Annotated in this window: 12 protein-coding genes; 8 read left to right on the forward strand and 4 right to left on the reverse strand. The window is 66.0% G+C overall.

The genetic code is table 11. The features are described from left to right. Positions 1 to 54: 54 nt before the first annotated feature. The 4 genes from HMPREF3097_RS09725 to HMPREF3097_RS00320 form a co-directional block, all read right to left on the reverse strand. Entirely contained in the window at positions 55 to 1,269 is a 1,215-nt protein-coding gene (locus tag HMPREF3097_RS09725) for an IS30 family transposase (protein ID WP_210398495.1), read from the reverse strand. Positions 1,270 to 1,989: 720 nt separating this feature from the next. After that, positions 1,990 to 2,247 (reverse strand): hypothetical protein, encoded by a 258-nt coding sequence (locus tag HMPREF3097_RS00310; RefSeq protein WP_070760015.1) that lies wholly within the window; start codon positions 2,245 to 2,247, stop codon positions 1,990 to 1,992. A gap of 184 nt (positions 2,248 to 2,431) precedes the next feature. Then, on the reverse strand, positions 2,432 to 2,758 hold the full coding sequence (locus HMPREF3097_RS00315; RefSeq protein WP_070759758.1) for a rhodanese-like domain-containing protein: 327 nt from the start codon (positions 2,756 to 2,758) through the stop codon (positions 2,432 to 2,434). Positions 2,759 to 2,925: 167 nt separating this feature from the next. Further along, positions 2,926 to 3,408 carry an inorganic diphosphatase gene (locus HMPREF3097_RS00320; protein WP_012360941.1) on the reverse strand — a complete coding sequence of 161 codons (483 nt, stop codon included), beginning with the start codon at positions 3,406 to 3,408 and terminating at the stop codon, positions 2,926 to 2,928. Between the two features lie 143 nt (positions 3,409 to 3,551). On the opposite strand from HMPREF3097_RS00320, the gene dacB reads away from it, so the two are divergent. The 8 genes from dacB (at position 3,552) to folK (ending at position 12,123) form a co-directional block, all read left to right on the forward strand. Beyond that, positions 3,552 to 4,928, forward strand: a complete 1,377-nt coding sequence (dacB, locus tag HMPREF3097_RS00325; protein WP_070760017.1) for a D-alanyl-D-alanine carboxypeptidase/D-alanyl-D-alanine endopeptidase — start codon at positions 3,552 to 3,554, stop codon at positions 4,926 to 4,928. Positions 4,929 to 4,987: 59 nt separating this feature from the next. After that, on the forward strand, positions 4,988 to 6,241 hold the full coding sequence (gene tilS, locus HMPREF3097_RS00330) for a tRNA lysidine(34) synthetase TilS (RefSeq protein WP_210398492.1): 1,254 nt from the start codon (positions 4,988 to 4,990) through the stop codon (positions 6,239 to 6,241). After that, on the forward strand, positions 6,234 to 6,836 hold the full coding sequence (hpt, locus tag HMPREF3097_RS00335) for a hypoxanthine phosphoribosyltransferase (RefSeq protein WP_012360938.1): 603 nt from the start codon (positions 6,234 to 6,236) through the stop codon (positions 6,834 to 6,836). The genes tilS and hpt overlap by 8 nt, the downstream gene beginning before the upstream one ends. 87 nt (positions 6,837 to 6,923) lie before the next feature. After that, entirely contained in the window at positions 6,924 to 9,428 is a 2,505-nt protein-coding gene (gene ftsH / locus HMPREF3097_RS00340) for an ATP-dependent zinc metalloprotease FtsH (RefSeq protein WP_246818146.1), read from the forward strand. 20 nt (positions 9,429 to 9,448) lie between these two features. Beyond that, on the forward strand, positions 9,449 to 10,048 hold the full coding sequence (gene folE, locus HMPREF3097_RS00345; protein ID WP_070760019.1) for a GTP cyclohydrolase I FolE: 600 nt from the start codon (positions 9,449 to 9,451) through the stop codon (positions 10,046 to 10,048). A gap of 171 nt (positions 10,049 to 10,219) precedes the next feature. After that, positions 10,220 to 11,074, forward strand: coding sequence for a dihydropteroate synthase (gene folP / locus HMPREF3097_RS00350; RefSeq protein ID WP_210398496.1), 855 nt, complete (start codon positions 10,220 to 10,222; stop codon positions 11,072 to 11,074). Further along, entirely contained in the window at positions 11,067 to 11,444 is a 378-nt protein-coding gene (folB, locus tag HMPREF3097_RS00355; protein WP_070760023.1) for a dihydroneopterin aldolase, read from the forward strand. Before folP ends, folB begins: the two co-directional genes overlap by 8 nt. Positions 11,445 to 11,448: 4 nt before the next feature. Next, on the forward strand, positions 11,449 to 12,123 hold the full coding sequence (gene folK / locus HMPREF3097_RS00360; protein WP_246821135.1) for a 2-amino-4-hydroxy-6-hydroxymethyldihydropteridine diphosphokinase: 675 nt from the start codon (positions 11,449 to 11,451) through the stop codon (positions 12,121 to 12,123). The last annotated feature ends 165 nt before the right edge of the window (positions 12,124 to 12,288 follow it).

Genomic DNA, 12,288 nt, shown 5'->3' on the forward strand with positions numbered 1-12,288 from the left:
CCCCGCACACAAACAATCGGACACTCTCGATTCTAGGGGTCGTTGCAACATTTCCTAGCTTTCAGCTAAATCTAACAGCTCCGCCATCCGCTCCGCAGGAGTAGCAAAACCCAACATCTTACGCGGCCGACAATTCAACCGATGAGCAACAAGCTCCAACTCCTCCCGCCCATAAACACTCAAATCCGCACCTTTCGGAAAATACTGACGCAACAACCCATTAGTGTTCTCATTCGTCCCCCGCTGCCACGGCGACCCCGGATCACAGAAATACACCGGACAATCCGTCGCAATGCTAAACGACCTATGACCAGCCATCTCTGAACCCTGATCCCAGGTCAACGACCCCCGAAGATGCTGCGGCAACGTCATAATCGCCTCCACCAGCGCATCACGCACCGCCACCGCACCATGCCCATCCGGCAAATGCAGCAACATCACATACCGCGTCGTCCGCTCCACCAACGTCCCAATCGCAGACCTTCCACCTGCACCGATAATCAGATCACCCTCCCAATGCCCCGGCACAGCCCGATCCTCAACAACAGCAGGACGATCAGCAATCATGATCATCGGATCAACAAACCGACTCCTCGCAACACGCTGACCACGCGGTTTACGCCGCGTCCGCCCCGTACGAAGGGCATGGGCCACCACCTTCTTCAACTCGCCTCTGGCCTGGCAGTACAGCTCTTGATAGATCGTTTCATGACTCACATGCATAGTCTCATCGCCAGGGAATTCCCTGCGCAACCGGCCAGCCACCTGCTCGGGGGAAAACTCCATCCGCAACCACTGCCACACCTGCTGTTTCAACCGAGGATTCGCCGCAATCTTCGACACCTTCGGCCGAAACCTCCGAAGCGTTGACTTCCGGTGCGCCTCAAACGGGCGATAAATGCCATCATCACCACTATTGCGACTAATCTCGCGCGAAATCGTCCCCGGATCACGCCCAAGCTCACGCGCAATCGCCCGAACCGATAAATTCCGATTCACCCGATCCGCGATGCGCTCCCGCTCCACCAACGACAAGTACCGCCGGTCAATCACCTTCTCCACCGCAGCCTGCGGCAGCACCTCCACCGGAACACTGACCCGGCCATCAACATACGCAAGAACCTGCATAAGCCGTTTATAGCGATAAACTGCCTGACCATCGGGCACAAACGGCACACGCCGACCACGTGTTTTAATCACCCCCTTATCAACATCAAGCGCACCACGTAACCCCATCCCACACGCAGCTGCAGCAGAACGACGATCCAACCCACAGGCCCGAAGCTCCAAATACTCCACTCGCCGCGCCGTAGCCACAGCCCGCCGACCCTCAGGAGCAGGACGGGGCCGCGCACCAATCGATATCCCCACCCGGTATACCGACGAAGGATTCACACCCAACCGCCGCACAATATCCATTGGCGCGACATTCTGGGCAAACAACGCAACAATCTCGTCAACCACCTGTGACGACAACGTCTTATTCCGCAGTGGTAACCCATCACGATGCGCAATCCGATACGCCGTAGCTAACGACCATCCCAGATCCAGCCCAGCCGCACGCACCGACAAACCATCACCCACCACCAACTGGTGGAACCGAGTGATCTCCTCAACCGGTGGATCCCACCGTGACACCGTCATCACCAACACCAACCCTTCAGATCAGTGTTGCAACGACCACTAGAACTTAAGTCGCGGATCGGACACGTGAAAAACCCCGCCACGGGTTCTTCCATGACGGGGTGGGGACAACGAAGGGCGGTGGTTAGGGAGGTGCGGGTGCTCAGAGTGTAGTGAAGGTAGGGCCTCATTGCGCCTTTTGCAGAGTTTGTGGTCGGTTTTCAGGTGTTTTGCGACCTTAAACTCTGCAAAACCGTGCGGGGCCCGGGCGTGCCACCCGTACGGGGCGGAGCGCGCGAGGAGAGTGAGAGGCGCACGGATGCGCGGGTCCCGCCCGGGGCGTGCTGCCCGCGCGAAGGCTGGGCCTTAGAGAGTCGGGCGGGGGAGGTGATCCGAGCTCGGGGTGCGCTGTTGTTTCGCAGCTTCTTCGCGGTTGCCCCGCACGAACTTTTCGATCAGCAGGATGGTGATCGGGAACTCCGCGACCATGAACAGGGCGATCAGGATGATGAGCTGGGTACTGCCCTCCAGTGCTGAGAACTCAGCTGGTGGTGCGACGAGGAGGTAGATGAAGGCGACGACGGCCACTACCGCAAGGACAATGATGAATGCATGTTTCTTCATGGGAATGCAACCTTTAGCTCTGTCGATCAGGGCCTTGTTCTTTCGACGTTAGCGGGGCAGCCGGCTCGGGTAAATGCTTTTGGGGGAAAATCTAAAGTGAATTCTTGATAAAGAAACTCCCGCCACCGGTGGCTGAAAACCACCCGCAGCGGGAGTAGAGAGGGTGCGCACCCAGCGCCAGCGCTTAGGCCGGGTTCGTGGTCTCCTCGCCGTTGACGATGATCGTGCGGCCCGCATCGCGCCAGCCGATGGAGCCATTGGACACGTTGATCGCGTCGATGCCGTTGAGCTCCAGCCACTGGCAGGCCTTCGCCGACCGACCGCCGGACAGGCAAATGATGTACAGGTCCTGGTCCAGATCCAGCTCGCCGTAGCGCAGCTGCAGCTCGGACAGCGGGAGGTTCTCCGCGCCCTTGGCGTGCCACTCCGCGAACTCATTGGCCTCGCGGACGTCCACCAACTGGACGCCCTCCGGGACGTCTTCTGCTCTCATGGATTCAAAGTCACTCATGCCCGCCATGCTACTAGCCACCACGCCGCCTGCCCCACGGCGGTGGGGCAGGCCGTACCCCTCCTGTCGCGCGATCCACCCTGCGCATGCAAAAGCGCCCGCCCCACGGCAGGGGAGCGGGCGCTAAAGCCTCAAAGGCTAAGCCGTCACTGAGGGCCTAAAGCCTTCTACTTCTTGGCGCGCTCGATGGCGTCGGCCAGGATCTTCTCCGCGTCAGCAGCGGTGCCCCAGCCCTCGCCGCGGGCCTCCTTGCCCGGCTCGAGGTCCTTGTAGTGCACGAAGAAGTGCTCGATCTCGTCCTTCGTGAACTGGGAGATGTCGTCCACGTCCTGGTACTGGTCGAAGCGCGGGTCGTCGAGCACGCAGAGCAGCTTGTCGTCGCCACCGGCCTCGTCGGTCATCTTGAACACACCAACCGGGCGGGCCTTGACAACCACGCCTGGGAACAGCGGCTCCGGCAGGATGACCAGCGCGTCCAGCGGGTCGCCGTCCTCGCCGAGGGTGTTGTCGATGAAGCCGTAGTCAGCCGGGTACGCCATCGGGGTGAAGAGGTAGCGGTCCAGGTGAACCTTGCCGGTCTCCTCGTCGATCTCGTACTTGTTGCGGGAACCCTTCGGGATCTCGATGGTGACTTCGATGCTCTGAGCCATAACTCGCGCCATCCTTAAAATCGGTGTCTGTTTACAGCGCCTCGTGGCGCCTGACGTACATGCAGGCCCCATCCTAGTCGCAGGATAAGGTGGAACCTACTAACCACCGCCCCTGCCGCCCACACATTGTCAGGATTTAGATTTTGGAAGCTGAGAAGAAGTCCTCTTTCCGCCGCTGGCTCCTCGCGGTGGTGGCGTTCCTCGCGGTCGCCGCCGCCATCATCGCTGGCGCGGTGGTTCTTTCCCAGCGTCCCCATTACGACGTCGCCCCCGCAGCGCTTCCCCGTCCTGACGAACCAGTGATGGTGGAGGCCAGCCCGCCTGCCACCCCGGTGGACTTGACCGAGGTGAAGAAGGCGGCGAAGGACCGGCAGCTGGGGCGCCTTTCCGCGGAGATCACTGACCTGGAAACCGGTGAGGTGATCTACGCCAACAATGAGGGCAAGCACCTGGTGCCGGCCTCCTCGACGAAGGTGTACACCACCGCCGCGGCCCTGCTGGCGAAGGGCCCGCAAGACCGGCTGGCGACCTCCGTGGTCAAGGGCGGCCCGGGCGAGTTGATCCTCGTGGGCGAGGGGGATATCACCCTCGCCCGCAAGCCTGGCTCCGGCTTCTTTACGGATGCCCCGGCCATCAGCGATCTGGCGGATCAGGTTCGCCGAGCGTTGCCGCCGGAGGAGCTGAAGAAGATCACCAAGATCACGGTGGATAACTCCATGCGGGAGAAGTCCACCTTCCACAAGAGTTGGGACCTGGTGGAGATCGGGATGGGCAACGTGACCTTCCTGGACTCCGTGATGATCGACGCCGGCCGCATCATCCCCACGGAAAATTACTCCGCCCGCAGCAACACCCCAGCCCGGGACGTGGCCCAGGCGCTCGCCGAGGACATGGGGCTGGGGGAGAAGCTCAAGTCCAAGAAACTGAAGCTCGAGGTTTCCGATGATCCCGTGGGTCCGGCCCACCCTTCCGCTGAGGAAGCGTTGGGGCAGGTGCTCTCCGCGCCACTGAGTACCCGACTGCGGGACATGATGCTGCACTCGGACAACATGCTCGCAGAGGCCGTCGGCCGTGAGGTGGCGATCAGCCAGGACCTGCCGGGCACCTTCAAGGGCGCGACCGAGGGCGTGCTCAAGGTGCTGAAGGACAACGGCGTGGACACCGAAGGTGCGGTGCTGCACGACACCTCCGGCATGAGCGAGGACAACCGCCTGAGCGCCCACAACCTGAACTCCGCGCTGGGCAGCAAGAAGCTGCACGCCCTGCAGCAGGACCTGCCGGTCGCCGGTGCGGAGGGCACGCTGCGCAACCGTTACCTGGCGGGCAGCGGGGCCGAGGACGCAGCCGGGTGGGTGCGCGCGAAAACCGGCTTCCTCGACGGGGTCAATGCCCTGGCCGGCACGGTGGTCACCAAGTCCGGCCGCCCGTTGAGTTTCGCTTTCCTGTCCAATACTCCCGCCGACGTCGGCGACGGGCGCGAAGCCCTCGACCGGCTGGCCGCCGCCGTGTATCGGCTCTAGTTTTCTCGGCAACGGCCACGCAGGGTGACTGGGGCCAGGCCCTGGGGAGGAGGAACACCGTGAGCACCGCAGCGGACTTCCGCGCCTGGCTCGCTGGGCTGCGCACAACGCATCCGGAGCACGCCGCGCAGTTGGCCGAGGGGCCGGTCTACCTGGGGGTTTCCGGGGGCGCGGACTCGCTTGCGCTGGCCTATACCGCCGCCGGGATCGCCAAGAAAGACCTGCCGGGGGCGAGCTTCCGCGCCTTGGTGGTGGATCACCAGCTGCAGGAAGGTTCCGCCGAGGTCGCCGCCACCGCGGCGCAGAACTGTGAGGAGATCGGCATCCCGGCCCAGGTCCTCACCATCGATGTCCCCGGCGGGCCGGGTGCAGATGAGGCCGCCGCCCGCGAGGCCCGCTACCGCGCGCTCGGGGCCGCGGCTGCGGGGCGGCCACTGTTGGTGGCGCACACCGCCTCCGATGATGCGGAAGGGGTGCTGCTGGGCCTCGCCCGCGGCTCCGGGACGGGTGCGCTGGCCGGGCTGCGCCCCATCACGACGGCCACCCACCAGCGCTCGGATAATGGCGAGCAACAGGCCGGCAACGAGCACCCGGCCATTGCTGCGGGGGCCGGGTGGCTCGGCCGCCCCTTGCTGGACAGCACGCGAGAGGACACCGAGGCCACGTGCCACCGCGCCGGGCTGAGCTTTTGGTCTGACCCGCACAATGCCAGCCCCCGCTTTCGCCGATCGCGGGTCCGCCAGGAGCTGCTGCCCCTGCTGGAGGAGATCCTCGGCCCCGGCGTGGCCGACTCCCTCACCCGCACCGCCCGGCTGCTGCGCGAGGATTCCGACTACCTGGAGGCCGCCGCCCACGCGGAATACACCCGGCTTATCGCCGAAGCCGGCAGCCACGGGCACGCCGAGGGTCACGAGCAAGCCGACAACCGTGAGCACGCCGGGGATCGTCCGCACGCCACCGCCGAGCTGGCCTGCGCCCCACTCGCCGAGCTGTCCGACGCCCTCCGGCGCCGCGTGATCCGCCATTGGCTCGCGGGAAAAACCGGGCCGTTGACCTACTCCCACTTGAGCCGCATCGACGCCCTCGTCACGGATTGGGCCGGGCAAGGCGGCGTGTCCGTCCCGTGGCATACAATGAACGGTTATGAGGCTTTAGGCAGAGGCCACGCCCACCCGCCGAGCCCGCCACCAGCGGAGGTGTCGCCCACCGGGCAACACCGCACCCGGCTGGTGGTGGCGCGGCGCGGCGGCGTCCTGCGCCTCGTGGCGGAAGAATCACACAAGCACCCAAAGGATCGACGAGCACATGACTGATCAGAACTCGACTTGGACCAAGAAGAGCACCGACATCCCGGCCCACCCCTACGGTGACGACCTGGAAGCAGTCCTGATCGACCAGGACACCCTCCACTCCCGCATCCGCGAACTCGCTGCCGCCATCGACGAGCGCTACCGCGACGCCCCGGAGGACCTCATCCTCGTCTGCGTGCTCAAGGGTGCGGTCTTCTTCATCACCGACTTCGCCCGCGAGCTGGAGATCCCGAACCAGCTGGAGTTCATGGCCGTCAGCTCCTACGGCAACTCCACCAGCTCCTCCGGCGTCGTCCGCATCATGAAGGACCTGGACCGCGACATCGAGGGCCGCGACGTCCTGATCGTCGAGGACATCATCGACTCCGGCCTGACCCTGTCCTGGCTGATGAAGAACCTCACCAACCGCAAGCCGCGCTCCTTGTCCGTCGTGACACTCTTCCGCAAGCCAGAGGCCGTCAAGGTCGAGATCGAGGACCTCATTGAGGTCGGATTCGACATTCCGAACGAGTTCGTGGTGGGCTATGGCCTGGACTTCGCCGAACGCTACCGCGACCTGCCATTCGTCGGCACCCTGAAGCCGGAAGTGTACGAATAGAGCGTTCACGAACCTTCAGCCAGCGCCCGGACGTCCGCGAGTAGCGCTGGCGAAACAATGCGCGGGCACAACTAACTGATGGGAAATATGGACAACAACAAGGTCCTGAGGATCGCGGGGATTGTCGCCGCCGCCCTCATCGCTATTTACGCTTTTGGCGTGCTCACGGACAGCGACCGTGGTTTCGACAAGGTCGATACCTCCATCGCGATCAAGGAGCTCGACGCCAAGAACGTCAAGGAAGCCGAGATCAAGGACCGCGAACAGACGGTCCAGCTGAAGCTGAAGAAGCCCATCGAGGTCGAGGGCAAGGATGGGATCGAGCAGATCACCACCCAGTACCCGGCCCGGGCCAGCCAGCAGATCTTCGACGCGGTGAAGGGCTCCGAGGCCGAGAAGTTCGACACTCACGTCTCGCAGGACTCCTTCATCGGCGGGCTGCTGATGATGCTCCTGCCGATGCTGCTGATCTTCGGCCTGCTGTTCTTCATGCTCACCCGCATGCAGGGCGGCGGGGGCATGGGCCCCTTCGGCTTCGGCAAGTCCCGCGCCAAGGACCTGCAGAAGGACAACCCGGATACCCGCTTCGACGACGTCGCCGGTGCGGACGAGGCCGTCGAGGAGCTCGACGAGATCCGGGACTTCCTCTCCAACCCAGGGAAGTACGAGAAGCTCGGCGCGAAGATCCCGCGCGGCGTGCTGCTCTACGGCCCGCCCGGCACAGGTAAGACGCTGCTGGCCCGCGCGGTGGCCGGTGAGTCCGGGGTGCCGTTCTACAGCATCTCCGGCTCCGACTTCGTGGAAATGTTCGTCGGTGTCGGTGCCTCCCGCGTGCGCGACCTGTTCAAGCAGGCCAAGGAAAACGCGCCCTGCATCATCTTCGTCGACGAGATCGACGCCGTCGGCCGCCAGCGTGGCGCCGGCATGGGCGGTGGCCACGACGAGCGCGAGCAGACCCTGAACCAGCTGCTCGTGGAGATGGATGGCTTCAACGGCCGCGAGGGCGTGATCCTCATGGCCGCGACGAACCGCCCGGACGTGCTCGACCCAGCACTCCTGCGCCCGGGCCGCTTCGACCGCCAGATCCCGGTCACCAACCCGGACCTGGTGGGCCGCGAGCAGATCCTGCGCGTCCACGCGGAGGGCAAGCCGCTGGCACCGGACGTCGACCTGGCCTCCCTGGCCAAGCGCACCGCCGGCATGTCCGGCGCGGACCTGGAGAATGTTCTCAACGAGGCCGCGCTGCTGACCGCGCGCGTGGACGGCAACGTCATCACCGGCGACGCCCTGGAAGAAGCCACCGACCGCGTGGTGGGTGGCCCGCGCCGCACCTCGAAGATCATCTCCGAACACGAGAAGAAGGTCACCGCCTACCACGAGGGCGGCCACACGCTGGCTGCCTGGGCCATGAAGGACATCGAGCGGGTCTACAAGGTCACCATCCTGGCCCGCGGCCGCACCGGCGGGCACGCGATGACCGCCGCGGAAGACGACAAGGGCATGTACAACCGCTCCGAGCTCTTCGCTCGCCTCGTCTTCGCGATGGGCGGCCGCGCCGCCGAGGAGCTGGTCTTCGGCAACCCGACCACCGGCGCGAGCGCGGACATCGAGATGGCCACGAAGATCGCCAAGGCCATGGTCGTCGAGTACGGCATGAGCCCGCGCGTGGGTGCCGTGAAGTTCGGCGAGGAGCAGGGCGACCCGTTCGTTGGCCGCGGCGGTGGTGGCCAGTTCCACCCCTCCGAGAAGGTTGCCGCGCTGGTGGACGAGGACGTCCGCATGCTCATGGACAAGGCGCAGAACATCGCCTACGAGGTCCTGCGCGAGCACCGGGAGTACCTGGACACCCTGGCGGAGAAGCTGCTCGAAAAGGAGACGCTGCGCCGCCCGGACCTGGAGGCCATCTTCGAGGGCATCACCCCGCGCGAGGTCTCCGAGATCTTCCCGGGCCAGGACCTGGACCGCCCGAAGGACTACCGCGAGCCGGTGAAGACCCCGGTCGAGCTGGCCAAGGAGCGTGGCGAGGAGCCGCCGAAGCGCAAGGACTACTTCTCCGCTGCCCGCCGCGCGCGCATCGAAAAGCGCAAGCAGCAGCAGGAGGAGCAGGTCAAGAAGCTGGAGCGCGAGCAGGAGGCACGCCAGGAGCCGCAGCGCGGTTTCGAGCTGCCGGAGCACGAGCGCCCGGATAACCCGTGGACCTCGGACGACGCCCCGACCACTCAGATCCGTCCGGTCACCGAGGCAGGGGAGCGGGTCTCGGAGTCCCCGGCCGCCGGCGAGCCGGCACCGCATGTATCTGGCCCGGATGCGGAGGATCCAGAACGTTCGGCGCCGCAGAACCCAGCGTCCGGCAACCCAACGCAAAACACCCCAGCGTCGGGCAACCAAGCGTCGGATAACCCAGCGCCAAATAACCCAGCGTCGGGCAACCCAACGCCCGAGCCCTACACGGGCGGGCGCCACGCCCGCCGCGACCCCGCTCAGCACCCAGGGACCAGCGCCTACGGCGACGGAACTGACCGGGGCGAGCCGGGTGGACGTCATCACTCCGGCCCGGAGGGGAACAACCCCACCGACGAAGAGAAGAACTAAGGAAGGCGGCGAACACCGACATGGCTGATTCGACCACGTCTGAGTCGACGAGGCACTTCGACCGCGAGCGCGCCGAAGCCGCCGTTCGCGAGCTGCTCATCGCCGTGGGGGAGGACCCCGACCGCGAAGGGCTGGCCGATACCCCGGCCCGTGTGGCGCGCGCCTACGAGGAGGTCTTCTCCGGCCTCGGCACCGACCCCACCGAGGTGCTCAACACCACCTTCAACGAGGACCACCGGGAGCTCGTGCTGGTCAAGGACATCCCGTTCTACTCCACCTGCGAGCACCACCTCGTGCCCTTCTTCGGCCACGCCCACATCGGCTACATCCCGGGGCGTTCCGGGAAGGTCACCGGGCTGTCCAAGCTGGCCCGCCTGGTGGAGGGCTTCGCCCGCCGCCCGCAGGTCCAGGAGCGCCTGACCACCTCCATCGCCGACGCGCTGATGGAACGGCTGGACGCCTCCGCGGTGATCGTCGTTATCGAGGCCGAGCACCTGTGCATGGCGATGCGTGGGGTGCGCAAGCCGGGCGCGAACACCGTGACCTCCGCCGTGCGCGGCGGCTTCCAGAACAACGCCGCCACCCGCGCCGAGGCCATGGCGCTGATCCGCGGGAACTAGAACCCCAGCACTAGCGCCCGGGCCAAGCGCACCAACAGCGAACCCTGCGGGAACCAACCCTAGAAAGACTTGATGATGCAGCCTGCACAGTCTACTCAGCCTGACCAGCCGACCACGCCGGAGAAGAGCACCCAGCAGAACCAGTCGGCCACCCCGCCGCGCACCAAGGTGATGGGGAGCCTCAACGTCACGGAAGACTCCTTCTCCGACGGGGGCTCCAACCCGGACACCGCCACCGCCGTGCGCCATGCCCAGCAGATGGTTGACGCGGGCGCGGACATTATCGACGTCGGCGGCGAATCCACCCGACCCGGCGCCCAGCGCGTTGACCCGGAAGTCGAACGTGGGCGCGTGACCCCCGTGATCGCGGAGCTCTCCGCGCTGGGTATCACCACGAGCGTGGACACCATGCGCGCCGCCACCGCACTCGCCGCTGCGGAGGCCGGGGTGGACATCCTCAACGACGTCTCCGGTGGCCTCGCGGACAAGGACATGCTCCCCGTCGCCGCCGAGACCGGCCTGCCGATCTGCCTCATGCACTGGCTGACCGACCGCTTCGAAGGCGCGGAAGGCTACGCGGATCAGAGCGCGGGTACTGGCGTGGATGTGGTCACCGCCGTCCGCGAATGGCTGTTGCGCCGGGTGGACGCCGCCCTGGCCGCGGGGGTGAAAGAGGAGAACATCATCCTGGATCCCGGCATCGGGTTTGCGAAGTCCCCGGCGGATAACTGGCAGCTCCTGGGGGCGATGGGACAGCTCAACGAGCTGGGTTTCCCCGTGCTGATCGGCGCCAGCCGCAAGCGTTTCCTCACCGCCCTGCGCCCTGCCAGCGACGGCCTCCCGGGCTCCCCGGAGACGGCGGACGACGCCACCGCGGCGGTCTCCGCGCTGGCGGCCCAGGCGGGCTCCTGGGCGGTGCGGGTGCACAACGTGGCCCCTTCCCGGGCAGCGGTGGACGTGGCTTATTACTCCCGCTTGGGCGACGGCCCGGCGGTGGCAGAAGGGTGGCGAGCGCGCCGTGGCTGATCGCATCGAACTTATGGGCCTGAAGGCCTTTGGCTACCACGGGGTCCACGACTTCGAGAAGGACGAGGGCCAGAACTTCGAGGTGGACATCGTCGTCTGGACGGACTTCGCCACCTCCGCGGCCTCGGACGACCTCTCCGACACGATCTCCTACGTGGACCTGGCGGACATCGCCGTCGCCGTGGTGGAGCAGGAGCGCTTCGACCTGATCGAAACGCTCGCCGCCACCATCGCCGACCGGATCATCGCCCTCGGCGGGGCACACGCCGCGGAGGTCACCGTGCACAAACCACAGGCCCCGATCCCGCACCACTTCAGCGACGTGCGGGTCGTCGCCCGCCGCAACCTCAAGCAGCAACGAGGCAGGTAACACCGTGGCGAGCAACAGCGCCGGCTGGCGGGTGGCCATTGGGCTGGGCAGTAATATGCCCGGCGACCAGGGCAGCCCGGAAGCCATGATCCGCGCGGCCGCCAGCGCCGTGCTCGATCTGCCCGGCACCCAGCTGCTGGCAGCCTCCCAGGTCTACGCCACCCCGCCGTGGGGCGTGGTCACCCAGGACGAATTCCGCAACGCGGTGATCCTCGTGGCCACCGAACTAGAGCCCCTTGACCTGCTCCACGCCTGCCAGAACATCGAGAACGAGGGCGGCCGGGTGCGCCTCCAGCACTGGGGGCCGCGCACCGTGGACCTCGACCTGCTGGCCGCCTACGACGCCGCCACCGGCGAACCGGTGATCTCCGCCGGGCGCTGGGGCGAGGAACTCATCCTGCCGCACCCGTACACCACCGCCCGGGGCTTCGTGCTCGTGCCCTGGGCAGAGATCGCCCCGGAGGACCCGCTGCCGCGCGTGCCCGGCTCCCCGGCAGGCCCGGCCGCAACCGCCACGGTCGGTGAGTGGCTGGCCCAGCTACCCGAAGAAGAGACCGCGGGCATCACCCAGCTCGGGGCACTGCTGACCGGTCCGGCCACGCCCGGGGAGGCTGGGGTTGACGTCCTAAAAAGCGAAAACAACGAGCCCAGGAACCGCGACGAGCCCTGGGTAGACTGAAAAACATGAAGAAGATGAAGCAGGTCGCGCCCATGGCGCTGGTGGCTGCAGCAGTGATCGCCGCCGCCTTCGCCTGGGTGACCGCGCTCGGCTTCTATGCCCACTTCCCGCGGATCGAGCTGGCGACCAGCAGCGTGCTGTGGATCGCCGCGATCATCTGCGGGG

It is taken from the genome of Corynebacterium sp. HMSC27B11 (genome assembly GCF_001815985.1).
In the GTDB taxonomy this organism is placed as follows: domain Bacteria; phylum Actinomycetota; class Actinomycetes; order Mycobacteriales; family Mycobacteriaceae; genus Corynebacterium.